At 54.2% G+C, this 21,750-nt stretch carries 20 protein-coding genes and 1 tRNA gene; 12 read left to right on the top strand and 9 right to left on the bottom strand.

Annotation, left to right across the window (positions count from 1 at the left end; translation table 11 throughout):
* The 3 genes from carA (at position 1) to carB (ending at position 5,735) form a co-directional block, all read left to right on the top strand.
* On the top strand, positions 1-1,116 hold the full coding sequence (gene carA, locus JRG72_08415) for a glutamine-hydrolyzing carbamoyl-phosphate synthase small subunit (GenBank protein MBW2135239.1): 1,116 nt from the start codon (positions 1-3) through the stop codon (positions 1,114-1,116).
* 81 nt (positions 1,117-1,197) lie between these two features.
* Positions 1,198-2,409: a glycosyltransferase gene (locus JRG72_08410; protein MBW2135238.1), complete on the top strand. Its 1,212-nt coding sequence runs from the start codon at positions 1,198-1,200 to the stop codon at positions 2,407-2,409.
* 77 nt (positions 2,410-2,486) lie between these two features.
* On the top strand, positions 2,487-5,735 hold the full coding sequence (carB, locus tag JRG72_08405; protein MBW2135237.1) for a carbamoyl-phosphate synthase large subunit: 3,249 nt from the start codon (positions 2,487-2,489) through the stop codon (positions 5,733-5,735).
* Positions 5,736-6,074: 339 nt separating this feature from the next.
* Here the strand turns inward: carB and JRG72_08400 are convergent, their stop codons facing one another.
* Complete coding sequence (locus JRG72_08400; protein ID MBW2135236.1) at positions 6,075-6,407, bottom strand: succinylglutamate desuccinylase; 333 nt, start codon at positions 6,405-6,407, stop codon at positions 6,075-6,077.
* A 490-nt stretch (positions 6,408-6,897) separates the two neighbouring features.
* Here JRG72_08400 and JRG72_08395 point away from each other — a divergent pair, with 490 nt between their 5' ends.
* Positions 6,898-7,467 carry a class II glutamine amidotransferase gene (locus JRG72_08395; GenBank protein ID MBW2135235.1) on the top strand — a complete coding sequence of 190 codons (570 nt, stop codon included), beginning with the start codon at positions 6,898-6,900 and terminating at the stop codon, positions 7,465-7,467.
* A 74-nt stretch (positions 7,468-7,541) separates the two neighbouring features.
* Here JRG72_08395 and JRG72_08390 read toward each other — a convergent pair whose 3' ends face one another.
* From JRG72_08390 to JRG72_08380, 3 genes are all read right to left on the bottom strand, one after another.
* The gene (locus JRG72_08390; protein ID MBW2135234.1) at positions 7,542-7,727 is read right to left on the bottom strand and encodes a hypothetical protein; all 186 of its coding nucleotides are present in this window, start codon (positions 7,725-7,727) and stop codon (positions 7,542-7,544) included.
* 238 nt (positions 7,728-7,965) lie between these two features.
* A complete protein-coding gene (locus JRG72_08385; protein MBW2135233.1) occupies positions 7,966-8,859 on the bottom strand; it encodes a bifunctional 5,10-methylene-tetrahydrofolate dehydrogenase/5,10-methylene-tetrahydrofolate cyclohydrolase in 894 nt (297 codons plus the stop codon).
* A 209-nt stretch (positions 8,860-9,068) separates the two neighbouring features.
* Positions 9,069-9,296 carry a hypothetical protein gene (locus JRG72_08380; GenBank protein ID MBW2135232.1) on the bottom strand — a complete coding sequence of 76 codons (228 nt, stop codon included), beginning with the start codon at positions 9,294-9,296 and terminating at the stop codon, positions 9,069-9,071.
* 232 nt (positions 9,297-9,528) lie between these two features.
* Here JRG72_08380 and JRG72_08375 point away from each other — a divergent pair, with 232 nt between their 5' ends.
* On the top strand, positions 9,529-10,254 hold the full coding sequence (locus JRG72_08375; protein ID MBW2135231.1) for a ubiquinone/menaquinone biosynthesis methyltransferase: 726 nt from the start codon (positions 9,529-9,531) through the stop codon (positions 10,252-10,254).
* A gap of 75 nt (positions 10,255-10,329) precedes the next feature.
* On the opposite strand, the gene JRG72_08370 is transcribed toward JRG72_08375, so the two are convergent.
* Positions 10,330-10,406 (bottom strand) — tRNA-Pro (locus JRG72_08370).
* Positions 10,407-10,510: 104 nt separating this feature from the next.
* Here JRG72_08370 and JRG72_08365 point away from each other — a divergent pair.
* From JRG72_08365 to JRG72_08350, 4 genes are all read left to right on the top strand, one after another.
* A complete protein-coding gene (locus tag JRG72_08365) occupies positions 10,511-12,172 on the top strand; it encodes a peptide-binding protein (protein ID MBW2135230.1) in 1,662 nt (553 codons plus the stop codon).
* Positions 12,173-12,336: 164 nt separating this feature from the next.
* Positions 12,337-14,121 (top strand): chloride channel protein, encoded by a 1,785-nt coding sequence (locus tag JRG72_08360; GenBank protein MBW2135229.1) that lies wholly within the window; start codon positions 12,337-12,339, stop codon positions 14,119-14,121.
* Positions 14,122-14,348: 227 nt separating this feature from the next.
* Entirely contained in the window at positions 14,349-16,109 is a 1,761-nt protein-coding gene (locus JRG72_08355) for a chloride channel protein (GenBank protein MBW2135228.1), read from the top strand.
* Positions 16,110-16,239: 130 nt separating this feature from the next.
* Positions 16,240-16,911, top strand: a complete 672-nt coding sequence (locus JRG72_08350; protein MBW2135227.1) for a polysaccharide deacetylase family protein — start codon at positions 16,240-16,242, stop codon at positions 16,909-16,911.
* 171 nt (positions 16,912-17,082) lie between these two features.
* Here JRG72_08350 and JRG72_08345 read toward each other — a convergent pair whose 3' ends face one another.
* From JRG72_08345 to JRG72_08330, 4 genes are all read right to left on the bottom strand, one after another.
* Positions 17,083-17,565: a universal stress protein gene (locus JRG72_08345; protein ID MBW2135226.1), complete on the bottom strand. Its 483-nt coding sequence runs from the start codon at positions 17,563-17,565 to the stop codon at positions 17,083-17,085.
* A gap of 118 nt (positions 17,566-17,683) precedes the next feature.
* Positions 17,684-18,016, bottom strand: a complete 333-nt coding sequence (locus JRG72_08340) for a hypothetical protein (protein ID MBW2135225.1) — start codon at positions 18,014-18,016, stop codon at positions 17,684-17,686.
* Positions 18,017-18,859 carry an ATP-dependent Clp protease proteolytic subunit gene (locus JRG72_08335; protein MBW2135224.1) on the bottom strand — a complete coding sequence of 281 codons (843 nt, stop codon included), beginning with the start codon at positions 18,857-18,859 and terminating at the stop codon, positions 18,017-18,019. It abuts the gene before it with no gap.
* A gap of 2 nt (positions 18,860-18,861) precedes the next feature.
* Positions 18,862-19,194, bottom strand: a complete 333-nt coding sequence (locus JRG72_08330; protein MBW2135223.1) for a hypothetical protein — start codon at positions 19,192-19,194, stop codon at positions 18,862-18,864.
* Positions 19,195-19,461: 267 nt separating this feature from the next.
* On the opposite strand from JRG72_08330, the gene JRG72_08325 reads away from it, so the two are divergent.
* The 3 genes from JRG72_08325 (at position 19,462) to JRG72_08315 (ending at position 21,714) form a co-directional block, all read left to right on the top strand.
* A complete protein-coding gene (locus tag JRG72_08325) occupies positions 19,462-20,109 on the top strand; it encodes a cyclodeaminase/cyclohydrolase family protein (protein MBW2135222.1) in 648 nt (215 codons plus the stop codon).
* Positions 20,110-20,153: 44 nt separating this feature from the next.
* Positions 20,154-20,726: a methyltransferase domain-containing protein gene (locus JRG72_08320; GenBank protein MBW2135221.1), complete on the top strand. Its 573-nt coding sequence runs from the start codon at positions 20,154-20,156 to the stop codon at positions 20,724-20,726.
* Positions 20,727-20,841: 115 nt separating this feature from the next.
* Positions 20,842-21,714 carry a hypothetical protein gene (locus JRG72_08315; GenBank protein MBW2135220.1) on the top strand — a complete coding sequence of 291 codons (873 nt, stop codon included), beginning with the start codon at positions 20,842-20,844 and terminating at the stop codon, positions 21,712-21,714.
* Positions 21,715-21,750: the final 36 nt, after the last annotated feature.

The raw sequence follows: 21,750 nt of genomic DNA, 5'->3' as shown, positions 1-21,750 counted from the left end.
ATGAGAGCATATTTAGCCCTGGAAGATGGCCTGGTCTTATCGGGCCGCTCCTTTACTGGCCCTGGGGAAGCCACCGGTGAGGTGGTATTTAACACCTCCATGACCGGCTATCAGGAGATTCTGACCGATCCGTCCTACAAGGGACAGATCGTCACCATGACCTATCCCCTAATGGGCAACTACGGCGTCAATCTTGAGGATATTGAGTCCTCTCGGGTTCAGGTTGAGGGCTTCATCGTCAAGGAGTATCACCCCTACCCTTCCAATTGGCGGTCCCAGGGCGATTTGGCCGCCTATCTGAAGCAAAATCGCGTCCTGGGCATTGAAGGCCTCGATACCCGGGCGGCGACCAAGCACCTACGCGAAGTCGGGGCCATGCGCGGCATAATTTCCACCGAGGACCTGGATCCGGAATCACTGATCCGGCGAGCCCGACAACTGCCCCGGATGGAGGGCCTGGATCTGGTCCGATATGTCACCTGTGCTGCACCCTATTGGTGGCCGGAGGCCGCGCCACCGCCTGCCTTGGATTTGTCCACCCTCTGGGCGCAGCGTCGCCACCCCAAGATCATCGCCTATGATTTCGGCGTCAAATTTAATATCTTGCGCCGCCTGGCTGAACGGGGTATGGAAATTCTGGTGGTCCCGGCCATGACCCCGGCAGCAGAAATTCTGGCCCTGGAGCCCGCCGGGATTGTCCTCAGCAACGGTCCGGGCGATCCGGCGGTAGTCACCTATGCTATTGAAAACACGCGTCAATGTCTGGGAGTGAGGCCCTTGTTCGGTATCTGCCTGGGGCACCAGCTCCTGGGCCTGGCCCTGGGCGGCCGCACCTTCAAGCTCAAATTCGGCCACCGCGGGGCCAACCAGCCGGTGAAAAACCTGCTCACCGGCCGGGTGGAGATCACTTCACAGAACCACGGCTTTGCGGTCGACAGTGATTCCATCCCCGACCCGGAGGTGGAGCTGACCCACATCAATCTCAACGACGGCACCCTGGAAGGGCTGCGTCACCGCCGCCTTCAGGCCTTTTCGGTCCAATACCACCCCGAAGCCAGCCCCGGTCCACATGACGCTGGATATCTTTTTGATGAATTTATTAAGATCTTAAAATAATATAACCTCCTGGCCTGGGTTACTCAGGGGGTCGAAGGTGAGCTATTCTTACCCAGATTATTTATACGGTTATGGCAGACCATGTGGCTGATCATTAATAAGCGTCCCTGGTTAACTAACCGGGCCATGGTCAATATCAGCCTGCAAAGCGCTTATGGTCTGGCCGAGGCCGGCGAGCGGGTGGAGTTCGTGGTTGCCGGGCAAACCCAGGACTGGCGGGCCGATATGCGCCAGCACTATGGCCTGGAACCCCATCCTCGCCTCACCGTCAGGGTAATTGATAGATTCTGTCTTGGTAGAGTTTCTTCCAGCTTACCCATTTTTCTTTATCCTTTTATTAGATCCAGGTCACGGCGCTTTGCCCGAGAACCAATGAATATTTTAAGCCGGGATAGCGGCATGCTGCCCTACATGGTTTTTCTGAAGTTCTGGGGGCGGGCGCGGATTTTTTTGGAAGTTCACCATGCCTATGCCAATCTTCCCCGCCTCCGGGCCGCAGGTTTAAGATTAAGCCTGGAAGAAAAGAAAAATTACTTGTTGGAACGCCTTTTTTGCAAATATCTTGATATGTTGGTCTGTATCACGGCTCCTCAGGCCCAGCTTTACCAGGAGGTCTTTTCGAACCTCCCTAAGACGGTGCTGCCTCTGGGGACCCGCCCCCGGCCCAGCCTGTCGGCGGCGGAGAAATTCAAGAAGCGCACCCTAGTTTATATCGGGACCTTTTCGATGGGCAAGGGAATCAAGACCCTCTTGCAAGCCTTAACCGGGGTTGATCCGGGCATCACTCTGTTGATTATCGGCGGCAGCAGCCGGACGGCCAATGCCACGGTGAGCCAGGAAATTGACAGCCTGGGATTAACGGGGCGGGTAAGATTCATGGGTTCACTGCCTCCGGCGGAACTATACCGGATCTGCGCTACCCAGGCCAGTGTCGGGGTCCTGCCCCTCAAAGATACCTTCTATACTAGAAATTTAACCTCGCCCGCCAAGCTTGGTGATTACCAGTCCTTTGGCCTGCCGGTGCTGGCCTCCCGGCTTCCTACCACTGAGCTGCTGCTGTCCGAAGGTGAGGATGCCTTTTTCTTTCAACCCGACGACGTCCAGAGTTTAACCCAGGCCATCAAACGGATTTTCGCGGATGAGGAGCGGTTTGTGCAGATGGTGCGTGCGGCCGAGGCGCACGGCCGGGAGCGCTCCTGGACCTGGCGAGCCGAGCAGTTGATAAACTTAAGTCAATCCCTGTCCCTAGCCCGTCAGGGGGACACTGTCCACCTTCTAAAACGGTACGATTAAAGAATCTCGGTGGAGCGCTGTTTAATCTCCATCACTTGAGGTCAAGTGTAATATGTCAATCCATAAATTAACAGTCTATGCCCAAGCGAACGGACATTAAAAAGATTCTAATCATCGGCTCCGGGCCGATCATCATCAGTCAGGCCTGTGAGTTTGACTATTCCGGCACCCAGGCCTGTAAGGCTCTGAAGGAAGAGGGCTATCAGGTGGTGCTGATCAACTCCAACCCGGCGACCATCATGACCGACCCGGAGATGGCGGACCGCACCTACATCGAGCCCATTACCCCGGACATGGTGTCCCAGGTGATTCGACGCGAACGCCCTGACGCCCTGCTCCCCACTATGGGCGGCCAGACCGGGCTGAACTGCGCCGTGGCCGTGGCCGAGACCGGCCTCCTGGAGCACTATGGGGTGGAGATGATCGGAGCCAAACCAGACGTCATCAAGAAGGCCGAGGACCGGGAACTGTTTCGGGACGCCATGGCCCGGATCGGCCTCAGGGTGCCAAAAAGCGTCATTGTGCGGACTCTCAGCAAGGCCCTGGCTGCGGCCCCGGAATTGGGCTACCCGATCATTGTGCGCCCCAGCTTTACCCTGGGTGGCACCGGCGGCGGGATCGCCTACAACCTGGAGGATCTAGAATTGTTGGCCGGCCAGGGGCTGGAGGCCAGCATGATCCAGGAGGTGATGCTGGAGGAATCGGCCTTGGGCTGGAAGGAGTTTGAGCTGGAAGTAATGCGGGATTTTGCCGACAATGTGGTGATCATCTGCTCCATTGAGAACCTCGACCCCATGGGGGTGCACACCGGCGACTCCATTACCGTGGCCCCGGCCCAGACCCTGAGCGATCGGGAATACCAGCAGATGCGGGACGCCTCCATCGCCATCATGCGGGAGATCGGGGTCGAAACCGGCGGCTCCAACGTCCAGTTCGCCATCCATCCCCAGACCGGGGAGATGGTAGTGATCGAAATGAATCCCCGGGTATCCCGCTCATCCGCCCTGGCCTCCAAGGCTACCGGCTTCCCCATTGCCAAGATTGCCGCCAAGCTGGCAGTGGGCTTTACTCTGGACGAAATCCGCAATGACATCACCCGGGAAACTTACGCCTCTTTTGAACCCACCATCGATTATTGCGTGGTCAAAATCCCCCGCTGGACCTTCGAGAAATTCCCAGGAGCCGAAGATATGCTCACCACTTCGATGAAGTCGGTGGGGGAAGTCATGGCTATCGGTCGTACCTTCAAGGAAGCACTCCAGAAGGGCCTGCGCTCTTTGGAAATCTCCCGCTTCGGGCTGGGCGCAGATGGCCGCGACCAGCCTCTGTTAGCCCCGGAGGAATTACGCCGGAAGGTGCGGGTTCCCAACTCCCAGCGCCTGTTTTACCTGCGCCAGGCCTTTCAGCAAGGGCTTAAAGTTGAGGAAATTTATGAGCTTAGCAAAATAGATCCCTGGTTTTTATATCAGATCCGAGACCTGGTCTATTTCTCCGAAGAGTTGGCTAACTTCGGAATCTTACGTCAACAGGGCCGGGGCCAGGAACAGGTCGGCGTGATGTTGGGTCGAGCCAAAGGGTGGGGCTTTTCTGATGTCCAACTGGCGCACCTTTGGGGCGGGGACGAGGTGAAGATGCAGCAGTTGCGGGGAGATTACGATCTGCGGCCGGTGTATAAACTGGTCGACACCTGCGCCGCCGAATTCGAGGCTTATACCCCGTACTATTATTCCACTTACGAAATCGAGGATGAAAGCCGCCGCACGGAGCGCGCCAAGGTAATGATCCTGGGCGGCGGCCCCAACCGCATCGGCCAGGGGATAGAGTTCGACTATTGCTGCTGCCAGGCCGCGTTTGCCTTGAAGGAGATGGGCATTGAGTCGATCATGGTGAACTCCAACCCGGAGACGGTCAGCACCGATTATGACACCTCGGATAAACTTTACTTCGAGCCTCTGACCCGGGAAGATGTGTTGAATATTATCGATGCCGAGCAGCCCACGGGGCTGATCGTGCAATTCGGCGGCCAGACCCCTCTGAATCTGGCCGTGCCCCTGGCCCAAGCCGGCGCGCCGATTCTGGGGACCAGCCCCGATGCCATTGACCGGGCCGAGAACCGGGAGCGCTTTAAGGCATTGTTAGCCCAGTTGGGGCTGAAGCAGCCGGCCAATGATACCGCCACCAGCACCGCCCAGGCCCGGCGCATTGCCCAGAGGATCGGCTACCCGGTGGTGGTCCGCCCCTCGTACGTGCTGGGCGGCCGGGCCATGCAGATCGTCGCTGATGATCAGACCCTGGTCAATTTCATGAACTGGGCTTTGGAGGTTTCCCCGGACCAGCCTATCCTGATCGATAAATTCTTAGAAGACGCTATTGAGGTGGACGTGGATGCCATCGCCGACAACGAGCGCACGGTGATCGGCGGGATCATGGAACATATTGAGGAAGCCGGAATCCACTCCGGCGATTCTGCCTGTGTTTTGCCCCCTTATTCGATCGCGGCCGCGGGGCTGGAGGAAATCAAGGCCCAGACCCGGCTTTTGGCCCAGGAATTGGGGGTGGTGGGGCTGCTCAACATCCAGTTTGCAGTCAAGGACCGGCAAGTTTACGTCCTGGAAGTCAATCCCCGGGCCTCCCGCACTGTGCCCTTTGTCAGTAAGGCTACCGGCGTGCCCCTGGCCCAGCTGGCCACCAAGGTGATGTGGGGCCAGAAACTGGCTGACCTGGGTTTGGAAGAAGAGGTCCGGCCCCACTATTTTGCGGTCAAAGAGGCGGTATTCCCCTTTGGCCGCTTTCCAGAGGTCGACCCGGTCTTGGGTCCGGAAATGCGCTCCACCGGTGAAGTGATGGGATTAGACGCGAGTTTTGCGATTAGCTTTGCCAAATCGCAACTGGCGGCCGGACAACATCTCCCCCTGTCCGGGGGGCTGTTGCTCAGCGTCAAAGACCGGGATAAACCCCGGCTTCCGGCCTTGGCCCACGGTTTTCAAAAACTGGGCTTTAAATTAATCGCAACCAGGGGGACCGCCCATTATTTAGAGGACCAGGGGCTGCCAGTCACCCCGGTCAACAAGATCCGGGAAGGACGGCCGAATATTATCGATCTGATCAAGAGCCAGCAGATCGCGCTGGTGATCAATACCCCCCGAGGCCGTTATACCACCAGTGATTCCTATTCCATCCGCCGGGCGGCCCTGGAGTATAATATCCCTTATACCACCACAATGGCGGCCGCCAAAGCGACCCTGGAGGCCATCCGGACTTTGAAGAACGGTCAGATGGCAGTCAAAAGCTTGCAGGAATATCATGCTGCTTTGCGGCGCAGATAGTTTCTGGCCCTACTATCAACTCTAGACTTGGATCGGGTATTTTAAATGTGCGCCGGCAACAAATATCGGCCTAGTCCCGGTGCGTTTTTCACCAATCTCCGGGGGCCGCTTCCCTGGTCCATGAAATTGCGCCTGCTGTGGCGCAATAACTGGCTGAAAATCAAAAACCGCCGGAACTGTTGCGGTCATCACGGCGAGCCGGGCTGCTGACACGTTCCAATCCGGCCTGAGCCAGGCCGGTCAGGAGTACAATTGGTCAAAGCTCTTAATACTGGCGGGCAAGTCTCAAATGAGAGGAGGGTTAAGAAGCCTTTACCCTCCCCCAGAGGAAAATTGGTTTTATTTTTTCTCGTGGGCGGGACGGATGGTTTTCCCAAAGATTTTCAGCTCCGGGGCCAGTTCGCGATATCGGATGCTGAAGGCCCGCTGCTCAAAAACCTGGGGATTAAAGGCTTTGGTTAGTTCCACCTCCCGGGGGGTTAAAACGTGCACGATGCCATGGTCATCAACAATGGCGAATTCATCCCCTTTAGCCAGACAGGAGGCCACCGTCTGATCGCCTTGGTGTGTCTCCTTCGAGATGCAGAGTAATTTGGCCGCCATAGCGCCAGAGGCGATAAGCATTACAGCTACCACAGCCAGGATGAGGCCTAAGATCACTTTTCTCATCATGTCGCTTGTCTCCTTTATGGTGGTTTTAACCGATCATCTCTTGTTCCTTGCTCTTATAACTGCGTAATTCTGATCTCGCTGGTTGAGGCACCACCTCCTTTTCCACCCCTGCCGATTCCCCACCGTGGAGAACTGGGGTCGCCGATCTCACTGAAGTATTATTGATTTACCACCTGAAACCCACCTTTGCATTATAATGCTGCCGACTCACAATTTCAATGGATAAATTGATACAGGCATACAGCAAAACCGCAAATAAGGCAGGCCGACCAGCGTATAACGCCTAATAATCAGTTCAATGATCATTGACTTGCCTGGGAAAACCATTTATATTTCGATTATAATTGGTCACGCTGCCATCTTGTCAACCTTTCATATTTTCCAGTCAGTTATTTTTGCATTACTCGGAAGCTCTGGCAGTTTTAGTGAGAATCACGGCAGGTAGCTAATAACCTCATCTAACTTTTGAGGGCTTCATACTCTGGTTAACATGCCCAAACGCGCCCTTAGCTTAAATCTCATAAACCGGGCCAACCACCGCCCTCGGGAGTACTGCGGCGTCTTCGGCCTCTACGGCCATGCCGATGCGGCCCGATTGACCTATTTTGGCCTGTATGCCCTGCAGCATCGCGGTCAGGAATCCTGCGGCATTGTTACTGCGGATGGACAGCAGGTGCGGCAGCATAAAGGCATGGGACTGGTCTCGGAAGTTTTCCACCCCCGGGCCCTTGAGGTACTGAAGGGACACCTGGCTATCGGCCATGTCCGCTATTCCACCACGGGGTCATCGCTTGTGGTCAACGCCCAACCCTTCGTGGTCCATCATGCCGGTCAGACCATGGCTATCGGGCATAACGGCAACCTGGTCAACGCCCAGGAACTGCGCCAACGTCTAGAGCAGCAAGGCTCTATTTTTCAATCCACCATGGATACCGAGGTCATTGTCCACCTGATGGCCCGGCAGCGCCGCGCCAGCCCGGTAGAGGCCCTGATCGAGGCTTTAAAGGAGGTACGCGGGGCTTATTCCCTAAAGAGCAGGACAGGCAGATACAACGGTTAACATTTTGGGGATTGTTGGGCATTTAACTGGTAATTTTGCTGGTCCTGCTGCTGGCAGCGGCGGCAGCCCCGACTTTAACGCGCTCCCCCGCCGTGGGGCCGCCCTAGTCGGCAGTGCAGGTGACCGGCACCGCCTTTGGTAATAACGAGGTGGTTGATATCTAGCTCAGCACCACCGCTCTGGTCTTGGCGGCCACTACCGATGTCGGCAAGTTCATTAATATGATAACGGTGCCGGCCGGGGCGACGCCGGGGATCCATTGGATCACCGCCCTAGGCCGCAGGACCGGCCTGGCCCCGCTCCATCGTCCGGCTCCGGCTCTGTTGGGGCCCGATTAAAGCCTGGAGGTTAAGCCTTAAAGTTGCGCTGGCTGTTGGGGGGGTCAAAAATCAACACCTCGGAAAATCCTTGGCTGATTTAGGCAGCTAACCTCTAACCAAAACGGGGGCAAGCAACTGCTGGCTTGCCCCCGTGAATAGTCTTTGCTCTGGTTAAACCTTAAACTATCCCCGCCGCATGTTTGGCCGCCATTACAGTGTTGCTCATCAGCATGGTGATGGTCATGGGGCCGACGCCACCGGGCACTGGGGTGATACAACTAGCCTTTTCCTTGACTTCGTCAAAATCGACATCGCCGCAGAGTTTAGCCTTGCCGGATTCGGTGACGCCGATGCGGTTGACGCCGACGTCGATGACACAGGCTCCTTCCTTGACCCAGTCGCCTTTGACATACTTGGGGACGCCGGCGGCCACCACCAGGATATCGGCCCGGCGGCAGTGCTCGATGATTTTCTCTGGGGGCGTGCCGGTATGTACTACGGTTACAGTGGCATTAGCCCCGGGGGCTTTCTGCAACATGATGTTAACCATGGGTTTGCCGACGATATTGGAGCGGCCGACCACTACCAGTTCTTTGCCTTTAGGATCGCCGTAACCCCGATTGATCAGCTCTTTGCAGCCTGCCGGGGTGCAGGGCAGAAAGATGCCGGTACCGATGCACAAACGCCCCACATTGACCGGATGGAAGGCATCGACGTCTTTGTCGGGGTCGATTGCATAGAGCACCTTATTGGAGTCGATATGTTTGGGTAAGGGCAGCTGAACTAAAATCCCGTGAATCTTCGGATCCTTGTTATATTTGTCGATCAGGGCCAGTAGTTGTTCTTCGGTAATATCAGGGGGCTGATTGTCCTGGATAGAGTAAAAGCCCAGTTCATGGGAGGTTTTCTGTTTGGCGGTAACATAACTGACCGAGGCCGGGTCCTCCCCGACCAGAATGGTCACCAGACCCGGGGTGACATTATGTTTGGATTTCAACTCTTCTACTTCTTTTTTTAATTCCTCGCGGATCTGTGCTGCCACCTCAGCACCTTTTATCAGCTTGGCAGTCATGGGGGAATTCTCCTTTCCTTGTTCTTTTTTTCATTAATTAGCAGCAAATAACCCTCCACGTCAACCGAAAAAAGCTTTAATATCCTGGTCAGCCCGGCGAAATCGAGGGATGGTAGAGAGGAACGGAAAAGAATTGAGGCCCGTCTCCGGAACCACTGCCCGGACCGGGCCCCTTGAGCAACACTACGCCTTGAAGATTTTCCCTAATTTTACTTTTCGGTTTTGGGCTGTTCCTCGGCCGGCTTCTCCTCTGCCGGCTGAGCCGGTTCCGGAGCGGTCGGTTTGGCCGGTTCTACCGCGGCCGGCTTTTCAGCCTTGGGTTCCGCGGCCGGCTTCTCAGCCTTGGGTTTCTCGGCCGGCTTCTGCTGGCATCCGATAGTTAAGGGTAAAACGGATAGATATAGCGCTGCCATCAATAAAGCCAGAATTTTACGCATGTCTCGCCTCCTTTCTTTTTGGTAGTGTAACCGTATTGCTCTTAGCCTGTCAATGATGATTTAATAATATTTTTTCCATTAAACAAAATTAATGCATATTTTACAATCATAAATTTGCACTCCCAGCGGATTTTGTCTCTTCAAAGTTGAACAAGGTAATGGTTGGGTAACGTGGTTGACAGACGTCGGTCCACAGGCCACAATAAGGCTGGTCCTGTTCAGGGGGATAGTGATGTCAGAACCGAGGAGCGATTGGGGGAAGCACATTGAACGGATGTTTTCCGGGATCGTCCCCTGGTATGATCGGCTCAACCGGATCCTCAGTCTGCGCCGGGATGTCGGGTGGCGGCGGGCCCTGGTCCGGGGTCTGAATCTACCGCCATCTCCGTGGGTGCTGGATCTGGCGGCCGGGACCCTGGACGTTGCCCTGGAACTGAGCCGCAATTTCCCGCTAGGTAAGATCGTGGCGCTAGATTTCAGCCTGGCAATGCTGCGCCAGGGCCAGGCCAAATTAGCCGCTTCCCCTAGCCCGGTCTCTATCGCCCTGATTGCCGCCGACGCTTACGCCCTGCCCTTCCGGGACGAACAGTTTAACGCGGTGACTATGGCCTTCGGCATCCGCAACCTCTTGGACCGCGCTGCCGCTTTGACCGAGATCAAGCGTATTTTGCAACCAGGGGGTCAAATTGCCATCCTGGAGTTCGTGCCGCCCCAAACCGGTTATTTCCTGGTTCTCTATCGTTGGTATTTGCACCACATTTTACCCCTGTTGGGCCGCCTGCTGTCACCCTTGGGGTTTGCCTACCGTTACCTGGTGGAATCGATAGGTGCTTTTCCGACCGCTTCGGAATTCGGTCGCGAGCTTCAGCGGGCCGATTTTGAACAGGTCCAAAGCCAACCCCTGACCGGGGGCGTGGCCTACCTGTTTTATGGGCGCAAACCCCGTGCCCCGAGATAGTCGTTTTCCAAGTCCAGAAATTGTGGTCGATAGTGTTAAAGATAGAACAGGCAGGAACTGCTGAATTATGAGAAATGGTCGGGACGACTGGATTTGAACCAGCGACCCCAGCGTCCCGAACGCTGTGCTCTACCAGGCTGAGCCACGTCCCGACAGGTTAAATTTATCCAAACTATCCGGAATTGGCAAGGGAAATTTAATCCGCCGGCCCGCCTCGCCCTTGTCTTCTAAACCAGTATATGGTACATGAATGGGCATGCAATGCAAGGGGAGGATTATCCAGTTCTTAAAAATCAACAGCTTAGGGATAATATTTTTCTTGGGACTGCTTTTGGTGGCCTGCCAACCGCCGGGTGAGGAACCCCAGCGTTATGGCGGACCAGATACCGGCCCGGCCTACGGTGACATACTTATCGATGGCTCCATCGGCGACGCCAGCAATCTCATCCCGCCCTTGGCGTCTGATTCGGCTTCCCACGGCATTTGTGGTCTGGTCTATAATGGCCTGGTAAAATATGACGGCGAGTTGAATCTGGTCGGGGATCTCGCCGAAAGCTGGGAGATTTCCCCGGACGGCCTGACCATCACTTTTAAGTTGCGCCCCGGGGTGAAATGGCACGACGGGCATCCATTTACCGCGTCCGACGTGTTATTCACCTACCGGGTAATGGTCGATCCCCAGACTCCCACGGCCTACTCTGGGGATTATAAACAGGTCAAAAGGGCTGAGGTTCTGGATGACCTCACTTTCCGGGTAACTTATCCCCGGCCCTTTGCCCCGGCCCTGAGCAGTTGGGGATTGGCCATCTTACCCCGGCATCTCCTGGAAGGTAAAGACATCACCCAATCACCCCTGAGCCGCCACCCGATCGGCACCGGGCCGTATATTTTCAAGAAATGGCGAACCGGCGATCGGATTATCCTCGCTCATAATCCCCGCTATTTTGAAGGACGCCCCTATCTGAATGGCTATATTTATATGATCATCCCGGATCCGGCTGCCATGTTTCTGCAACTAAAAGCCGGTAATATCGACCGCATGGGCCTGACCCCGCTACAGTACAGCCGCCAGACCGAATATCGCCGTTTTAAAGAAATGTACAACAAATATCGATACTTATCCTTTTCTTATACCTATTTGGGTTACAACCTCACTGACCCCCGTTTTGCTGATCGGCGGGTGCGGCAGGCCTTAACCCACGCCATCAATAAACAAGAAATTATCGATGGCGTGCTGATGGGGCTGGGTCAGGTGGCCACCGGCCCCTACAAACCCGGCACCTGGTTTTATAATCCCGACGTGCCCAAATTTCCTTACGATCCCGAGAAGGCCAAGGCCCTGCTGGCGGCGGCGGGCTGGCAGCCCAACGTTCAGGGATGGCTGGAAAAAGACGGGCAACCTTTTGAGTTCACCATTCTTACCAACCAGGGTAACACTATCCGGGCCCACACCGCCGAGATCATTCAGCGGCGACTGAAAGAAATCGGTATCCGGGTTAACATCCGTACCGTGGAGTGGGCGGCTTTTCTTAAGGAATTTATCAACAAGCGCCGCTTCGAGGCCGTGCTGCTGGGCTGGACCACCGGCCAGGATCCGGATGTTTTTGATATCTGGCATTCTTCTAAAATCCGACCCGGGGAGTTGAATTTTATCCATTATCAGAACCCCCAGGTTGACGTTCTGCTGGAGAAAGGCCGTCATACCTTCAACCGCCAGCAACGGCGGCAATATTACTTTGAATTCCAGGAAATACTGGCCCGGGACCAGCCTTATACTTTCCTGTTCGTACCCGACGCCTTGCCAGTGGTACACCGCCGCTTCCGGGGGATTAAACCGGCGCCGGCCGGGATTGATTACAATTTCATCAAGTGGTACGTGCCTAAAGCTGAACAAAAATATACTTTCGCTCTCGATTAAGCCCGGACCGCTACCTGGGTTCCTCTGACCACAAAGCTACTAATCGTGACTAGTCTCCTTTCGCCTAGGCGAGACCTCCCCCTAATTACTTGTTCTTTTCGGAAAATTCCGATAAGATTTGAAGGTGAGCGGTAGATGGCTGGAATAACGGAGCAAAGGCTAATTTGGGAAAATTTAAAGCGTTTTGGAGGAAAATCCAGAAAATCCCTGAATGGCAACGCCGGTTACGTTGGCCGCTGTTCAGTGCCGCCATCGGGGTGGTGGCCGGCGTGGGGGCCATTGTCTTTGATTGGCTGTTGCATCTGATTCTGCATTATTCCATCGAACTGCCCACCAACTACATTGAACCGACACCATTGCCCTTCGGACTACCCCCAGGTAGTTCATCTCTCCCTTGGGGGCATTGGCTATTCTTAGTGGTTCCAACGCTGGGGGGACTGATTTCGGGTCTGCTGGTTTTTCTGATTGCTCCCGAAACCAAAGGTGACGGCACCGATGCCATGCTGGAAGCCTACCATTATCGAGGCGGAGTAACCCGCACCCGGGTACCGTTTATAAAAATTCTCTCATCCGCCATAACCATCGGTAGCGGTGGTTCCGCTGGCAAGGAAGGCCCTATTTCCCAAATCGGTTCTGGGTTTGGCTACTTTATCGCCACGGTTTTTAAACTAAGACCCCGGGAACGACGAATCTTGATGTTGGCGGGCGCGGCCGGCGGACTGGGAGCAATTTTTCGGGCCCCCCTGGGCGCGGCGCTATTTGCGGCGGAAGTCCTCTATGCCGAGACCGAATTCGAGTTTGAGGCCATTCTGCCCTGCCTTACCTCTTCCATCATTGCTTATTGCATTTTTACCAGCTTCTATATCCATGGGCCGGTAGTTTTTCCCCAATCTGCGGAGATCTCTTTACCGATCGAGTTGGTACCCTGCACCATATTTGGGTTGGTTTGTGCCCTAATCGGTTTTTTTTACGTCCGGTTTTTTTATGGGATGCGGGATTACTTTTTTGCCAAACTTCCCATTCCCGACCTTCTCAAGCCCGCGTTAGGAGGTTTTCTGGTGGGTTGCGTGGCCTTCTTCTTTCCACAGATTATGGCCGGCGGCTATGGCTGGATTCAGTGGGCTTTGGAGGGCCATTTTCTCTGGCATACCATGCTTATTCTGGCCATCCTGAAAATTATCGTTACCTCTTTCACCCTCAGCTCCGGCGGCAGCGGCGGCGTCTTTGGGCCTTCTTTGTTCATGGGGGCGATGTTGGGCGGGGCTTTTGGGACATTGGGTCACCAATTGGCTCCGCAATGGGTAATCCATCCAGCCTCTTATCTGCTGATCGGCATGGGCGGATTTTATGCTGGAGTGGCCAAGGTTCCCATTTCGGCTATCATCATGTTGTCTGAGATGACCAGTAGTTACACCCTGTTAGTGCCCTTAATGCTGGTCTCCACTATCACTTTTCTTTGCCTGTGGCACACCAATCTTTATGAAAAACAACTCCCTACCCGCTTGTCTTCCCCAACCCATTTTCGGCGTTTCGCCTCCGGCCTGCTGGATCGCCTGTATGTCTATCAGGCTATCAATCATCGTCCGGTGGAACTGATTCCCGAGTCCATGCCATTCGAGCAACTGGTCCGAATAGTAACCATCTCTCCTGATCATTATTTTCCTGTGGTGGATGATCAGAAGAAGATGACTGGCATTCTGTCGATCAACGATATTCGGGAAATCCTGTTTGAGGAGTCCGTTTCCAATCTGATCGTCGCCAAAGACGTAGCCAATCCCAATGTGATCCGGGTCTTCTGGAATGAGACTCTGAACCAGGCCATGATGAAATTGACTGAGCTGAACGTGGATGAACTTCCAGTAGTTAAAGAAGAAAATCCCGATCATATTATTACCATGTTATCCAAACGGGATATTATCAGCTATTATTACCGTAAGATTGAGATCTGATTTAATAGCTGCTTATGGGAATTGAGCCCTATCCCGCCCATGACCCCGAAAGCCCCTGGGAGCCAGAATTGATAAGAAGAATAACCGACCAGGGTTTTGAACCAGGCCAGGAGGTGCTATATTCATAGCCAACCCTGGCTTTTCCTAAGGTTCTCCATAGTCCGGCGTTCTGGGTGGAAAAAAATCAGCTGGTAACAGTCAGCCTAGGGGCTAATCTCTACTAAATAATGGCGACCGCAGCCTATCAGAAAATTACCCAAGCTCTGAGCCGATGGCGTCCCCACCCCCATGTTTATCTCTCGCTTCTGGCTATTCTCATTGGAATTTTCGCCGGTTACGGGGCACTCCTGTTTCGCTTGGCCATTAAAGTGGCGCAATACTGCTTTTATCAGAACACGCAGGACATCTTGACCTTTGCTCACCGCCTGCCGGTTTATCTCAAAATCGGCCTTCCCGCCCTGGGCGGTCTCCTGGTAGGTCCCATTGTTTACTTTGGGGCTCGTGAAGCCAAAGGCCACGGGGTGCCGGAAGTCATGGAAGCGGTGGCACTCAGAGGGGGTGTCATCCGACCGCGGGTTTCTCTGGTCAAAATCCTGGCCTCCGGGATTTGCATCGGTTCTGGTGGTTCTGTGGGTCGGGAAGGTCCTATTGTCCAGATCGGCTCCGCCATTGGCTCCACTCTGGCCCAGATACTGAAGGTCCCCCACCTGCGACAACGGACCCTGGTGGGCTGTGGCGCCGCGGCCGGGATTGCGGCCACCTTCAATGCGCCGATTGCCGGCGTCCTGTTTGCCGTAGAGGTCCTCTTGGGGGATTTTGGCTTGGCCACCTTTTCCCCGGTGGTTCTTTCCTCGGTAACCGCCACCGCCATCTCCCGCTACTATCTGGGCGATTTTCCAGCCTTTATCATCCCTGCTTACAAGTTGATCTCCCTGTGGGAATTCCTGTTCTATACTTTGTTAGGCATCGTGGCTGGCCTGATTGCCCTGTTATTTATTATCCTCCTGTATAAGTGTGAAGATCTTTTTGAGGAATTAAAGATTCCGGAGTATCTCAAGCCGGCCTTGGGTGGTCTCCTGCTTGGCTGCCTGCTCGTAAAATGGCCCCATGTATTCGGGGTAGGCTACGGGTCGATCAACCTGTCACTCAAAAATCAGTTGCCCGCCCTGTTGCTCCTTACTTTGGTCTTTATCAAAATCCTGGCCACCTCAATTACTATTGGCAGCGGCGGCTCGGGAGGGATATTTGCGCCTTCCTTGTTTATCGGAGCCATGACCGGCGGCTTTCTCGGCTGGGGCCTGCATGAGCTTTTCCCGGCACTTACCGCCAGTTCCGGTGCCTACGCCCTGGTGGGCATGGGTGCCGTGGTGGCCGGAACTACCCACGCCCCTATTACCGCCATACTGATTATCTTCGAGCTCACTGCCACTTATAAAATCATCCTGCCCTTGATGATTTCCTGTATTCTCAGTACTATTATTACTACTTCCCTGAAGCGCGGTTCTATCTATACCATCAAGCTATTGCGCCGGGGGATTGACATTTCGCGCGGCTGGGAACAGGGTATCCTGCAAACCATCCAGGTACGAGACGTCATGAGAAAGCAGGTAGTAAGCATTCCGGAAAGCATGCCACTGAGAGATATCCTTAATAATCTCAAAGCCCGCGATGTTTCCTATCTGCATGTAATCAATGAAAACGGGGAATTGACGGGGATTATCTCCTTCCGCGATATCCGCCCGCTGCTCCAGGAAGAAAGCCTGCAAGGTCTAATTATTGCGAAAGACGTGGCTACCCCCGACGTCATTACCATCCGGCCTTCGGATAACCTCCAAGTGGCCTTAGAGAAAATGGGCAGCCGGCAGATTGCTCAACTCCCCGTGGTGGCAGACGACCATCCCCGGAAGGTAATCGGCACAGTAAATGAAAAGGATGTGGTGGCTGCCTATAATAAGGCAGTGTTTCGTCGAGAAATAGAAAAGTATTGAAAATCCTTCCTCGCCGTAACCGCTACGGAAGAGCAGAATCAATCTAAGTGGGGGCTGCCTGATACGTAGAATTTCCGGAAAAACCTTGATTTTTAACCCTACTCGTCGATTCTGGCTTCTTGTGGGTCTCGTGCTCCTGTTATGGTTGGGGTCGCCTCTAACCGAGTACTTTTTCCCCTTGCCGGGAATTATTTACCAGCATGGTGATGAGTCGCGCCCGGTTATTGCACTCACCTTTGATGACGGGCCTTCAGCCCGGTTCACTCCCCAGATTCTCGCTTTACTGGCGAAACATAAGATTCACACCACCTTTTTCCTGCTGGGCCGCCATGCTCAGCGCTACCCCCAATTGGTCCAGGCCCTGGTAGCGGAAGGACACGAAATCGGCAACCATACCTATAGCCACCCGCATCTGGTCCAAGTAAACCAGACTACTTTGGCATGGGAAGTGGAAAAGACCAAATATTTGCTGACCCGCCTCGGGGTTGGATTAAATGGGCTGTTCCGTCCGCCATATAGTGAGTTATCCCAGAAGGTAATTGCCTATGTGGAAAGCACGGGGCGCAAGATTATCTTGTGGAGTGTCGATTCCGGTGACTGGCAGGGCTACCCCGCCGCAACCATCGTTAACCGGGTGCTTAATGATCTAAAAAATGGAGCTATCGTAATCTTTCACGACAATAATGAATACGACAATGCCAACCGTCAGCCCACCGTGGAGGCCCTGCGCATTTTACTGCCGCATATTCAGAGACGAGGCTTTCGTTGCCTGACGGTCTCTGAACTTTTAAAAGACCGTTAAACCCAGACACACTTGGTTAGAAATTCGCTGGCTGCAGACCAACTTGCCTGGATACGGATCTCCGGGCCCGTCCACTAGGGGGGTTATCAAGTTTTTCTAAGGGCAGGGACAATGGCCTGCCCCCAATCTCATAAGGTTCTTAAGTGCCACCGGGCCTCAGTCCCAGAAAGCTCAATCTACGACAATTACCGAAAATTTTCCGCCGTACTCCATCACCTTGCGGGATACGCTGCCCAAGAGCAGCCTTTTGATCGGCGACAGGCCGCGTCGGCCCAGGACTACCGTGGTATAGCCTCCGGCTTCGGCTTCATCCAAAATCTCCTGGGCCACATCCAGGTGTTGGGGGACGGATTTGATTTGAATCGCCTCCGGCTTGAAGCCATGGTTGATTAAGGTCTTTTTGGCTTCGTTAAAGACTTCTTCCCAGGCCTTTTCTTGTTCCTTCTCCCAATTGGCGATCATCTGGTTCCGGGCTTGTTTTTCCTCCGGGGTTAAGATGCGGCCCTCCTCCAGAAACTTGGGGGGTAAACCGGGCAGGACATGGAACAGAGTTGCCTGGGCCTCTGGATTCTGGCCAAAGGCTTTGCCCACATAAGCCACTGCCCGCCGGGCATTATCAGAGGCGTCCAAACCGATCAGAATTTTTGCTGGCATATCATCCTCCTCATCATAAACCTATTTGTCAGGGTAGCCTTAATAAACACGAGCCTTTCTACTAGCCCCAGGAGGACACCTTTTTATAATTAAAATCTTAATACCGGAAAAGTGGTTGTCAAGTTCGCAGGGCCAGTTCTTCTACCAGGCGATCGGCAAACCTCATGATAAAATCCCGCTGCTGGCGGTTGGCATAGCCGGTACAGGGGCAACGCATGTACATCCGACTGCGGATAAGAAATTCGAACTTGATAAATTTATCCCCTAATTCAATGGCAAAACAAAACGGTTGGTATTCCCGATGGGCATATTGCATCTCGTTGAGCAGGTCGTCCTGCAGGTCTACCCACCAGATGCCCTCCAATCGGGCCGGTATGGCATGTTCGTTGAGATAGCTTTTAATGCGCGGAATATCGGCCTTGCTGATCTCATCTAATAAGTATTGCCGCATTTATGCTCCGGTTGATTTCGAACCCCGCCGGTCAAACCGCCGGGGGATGGGGAGATACTCTACCGTGGGCTGATGACGCACCGGCTGGGGATAGAGTCCCATGAGTTGAAAGATTTCCTGCGGCATCTCGCTGTTCACCGGCAGTCCCATTTCCTGGGCTGCCTTAAAGGTGATGGGATGATCGTGCGTCCACTTGCCTTCCGTCAACAGCTTGGCCAACTCATCGGCCTTATCGGTGGGGAACTTGTCGGCCAGCAACTCCCGGACACTAGTATGTACCTGCCAGATAGCTTTTTCAGCCTGATCGGCCAGAATCAGAGTTTGATCATCCACTTCGGCCACCGGCTTGCGGGCTACCGCCTTTAACAGCGAGGCAGCCGGATATTGACCCAACTGGGGATCAACCGGCCCCAACACCGCATGTTCACACATGACAATTTCATCCGCGGCCAAGGCGATCAGCGTGCCTCCCGACATAGCGTAATGGGGCACAAAGACCGTAACCTTGCCAGGATGTCGGTGGATCGCCCGAGCGATCTGCAGCGAAGCCAACACCAAGCCGCCCGGGGTATGTAGCACTAAATCCAGCGGGACCTCAGGGTCGGTCAGGTGGATGGCCCGGATGACTTCCTCAGAATCATTGACGTCGATATACCGCACGATCGGAAAGCCCAGCAGGCTCATGGTCTCCATGCGGTGGATCATCATGATCACCCGGGATTGCCGGGCCTTCTCTAAACGGGCCAGCAATCGTTGTCTGGACATCACCAGGAATTTCTGGCGGATAAGCGGTTGCAGGGCCATGACCATCAGAAAGATCCAGAATAGATCGATTGTTCCCATACTTACTCCTGCAGTGGCTGTCTCAAAGGGGTGCGGAAGGCATCCAGGATCGCATAAACCCAGACCCCTAAAAATAGACTGAGGGCAATCAGAATCAACGGGTGTTGTAAAATTTTAATCACCATCTCCTGGAACATTGGCTTAGTTAACGGGGCGGGATAAATCGCGGCGTATTCGTAGTTTAATAGAATCAGCCCTCCCAGGAAAATCACCGTAACCCCCAGGCTAGCCAAAAGGATCAGACAAAGACCCTTTTTCAGGTCCCGGTTATAGATCTGCCCCAGTCCCGGAAAGACCAGCGCCGAAAGCAACAAGGCAATCAGGGAGCGTTTCATCAGATTCCTCTCGATTACCAACATAACCAAAACCGCCCCAATGGTCAAGATACAAACCTGGCCCAGCTTTTATTACCCTTGGTATCTTGGGGTCTTGATGGTAAAATTAATGAATCTTGGCTTGGGCCCCAGAAACCAATCAGTGTGGCCCAAAGATCGGCTGGCGTAGGGGCGACCCGCCGGGTTCCCCCCTACCATACAATTACCGAAACGACCATAATAAATTCTGGGTCAAGTGTTAAGACTCAAATCAAAAAACTGACGCGCATGGAATCTCCCAAATTCCCTGAATGGCCCATACAAAGCTTTGTGGAGCGCCTGGCAGAGGCCAACCCCCTACCGGGCGGAGGCTGTGCAGTCGCCCTGGCCGGAGCCTTGGCTGCGGCTCTGGGATCTCTGGCCACTCAACTTAGCTTAAAAAACCCCCGGCACCATGGCGATGACCAGCGGGATGGAGAATTTTTGGATAAAATCAAGGAGCATCAGTCTGCCTTCCTGAATTTTCTGGATGCCGATGCCTTGGCCTATCAGGCTGTAGTGCAGGCCCAACGTCTGCCTGGTCACACCGCCGAACAAAGCCTCAGCCGCCGCCAGGCTCTCGATGCCGCGTTTCTTAAGGCTTGCGAACCACCATTAGGGATGGCCCACCGGGGGTTAGAACTGCTCCAGGGGGCTGCGCTCCTGGCTGAACAAGGCTACCCGGTCACCCTGGCCGATGTCGGAGTCATGGCCTTTCTGGCAGAGGCCGTAGTTCAGGGGGCCTTAATCAATATCTTCTCTAACCTCAGTATAATCCGTGATTCCACCCTGACCAGGACTGTTCGGGAACAGGCCTGGCGAATAAAAGAGCAATTGCAAGGCCTTGTCACTCTGCTGAGATCGTTGCTCGATGCTCAGATTGGCAAACGGCCTTAGCATTGACAGAAGGTGATCTTATAGATTAAATTCTAAGGTTCCTCATGGTACATCGATTCGATCCTGCCAAGAAACACGTGCTGGATAGTCCAGCCCGGTACCAAAATACCCGACCCCAAGAACTGTTGGCGTGGGCCGGAGTAACCGCCGGACAGACCCTGCTTGACATCGGCTGCGGCACCGGGTTTTTTACCGTCCCGGCAGCTCAACTGGTCGGACCTGAGGGTAAAGTGCTGGCCACTGATATCCAACCCGAAATGCTGGCCGCGGTTCAGGACGTAGTAACCGCCCAAGGCCTCGCCAACGTCGAGATTTTCCCGGGCCCGGACTACGAACTGCCCCGGCAATCACCGGTAGACTGGGTGTTGCTGGCCTTTGTCTTACATGAAGTCAAAGAGCCCGCCCAATTGCTGGCCTTGGCCGATAACCTGGTTGCCTCAGGAGGCCGGATTCTGGTAATCGAGTGGCCCAAAGAAGAGAGTTCCAAAGGCCCACCGCCAAAGGTGCGTTTATCTCCGGAAGACATCCTGGTTCTGGCCCAGCCGCTGGGACTGGTAGAGGTCCAACGTCAGGAACGCCGTCCGCACTACTATGCGCTGGTCCTCAGGAAACAGTAAATTTTGGTTTAATAGCGGATGGTAGCCGGATAATCGCGCTAGCCGATAAGGTTGCACTGAACGAAGAAGATAGTTATTTTATTGTTAAATCTAACTGGATTACTGGGAGGATGCTATGGCTGCCAAATGTCTGGTGGAAGAAGCGGAAAATCGGGAACTGGATTCTTATGACCTGATCGAAGTCTTGGAACTGGTTAAGGATCATCGCTGGCAAGAGATCTGGAGACGGTATAGTCGCAAACCCGGGGAGTTTGAAACCCTAAATTTCGAGCTCTATCCCCCAGATTATTTTATTCAGATGACGGTTCAGCAGTTGACTTCTTTAGCCTTATCCGCCAAATATAATGTTACCCCCTATATCATGCAAGCCCTGATCCGACGGGTGCTGTTAGGGCATCGCCATGGTCTGATCCTAACCAAATTATCCCGCTATGGCGTTCCGGTTGCGGCTGATCACACCATTAATCTGTCCTGCTCCATAGGCACGGTGGGGATTGATTTATTGGTCAGTCGGGATGAAAATGCTCAGGAATACCGCTTTCGGCGCTTTGGCACCAGCCGGGTCGAACAGGATGAACAACGCCCCCTAGATCATTATGATATGGTTGCCATCCTGCTTTCTTCTTACCTGAATTTAACCGCTTGGATCCTGGATCGCTACGTGCCGCAGGAGATCCTAAACGAGGGGATTGAAGAAGAGAAGGTAGTACGGTTCAGCAGTCCGGCCGGGGATTACCTGGTGGATTTCCTGTTTCACCGCATCAAGAACGACGTTACCCGGGAGTTGCCGCCCCGAGGCAATGTTTCGGTCGGGACCATGCATCAGGTCATCACCCGGCTGTTTGCCGGACATGACCCGGCTCTGATCACCAAGGAGTTGACCTCCCAGGGCATTATCATTAACCAGGAAGAGGCCGCCCGAGACTTCACCTTAGCCCGTTATCTGAATGATAACTATATTGAAATGCGTTGTCGGCGGAAAGCCTAAGGTCGAGCTCAGGCAGCCCTCGAAGATCTCCGGAGG

The organism is Deltaproteobacteria bacterium, assembly GCA_019309545.1.
In the GTDB taxonomy this organism is placed as follows: Bacteria; Desulfobacterota; Desulfobaccia; order Desulfobaccales; family Desulfobaccaceae; genus Desulfobacca_B.
The sequence above is the reverse complement of the archived record's forward strand: the minus strand, read 5'-3'. Positions and strand labels throughout refer to the sequence as shown.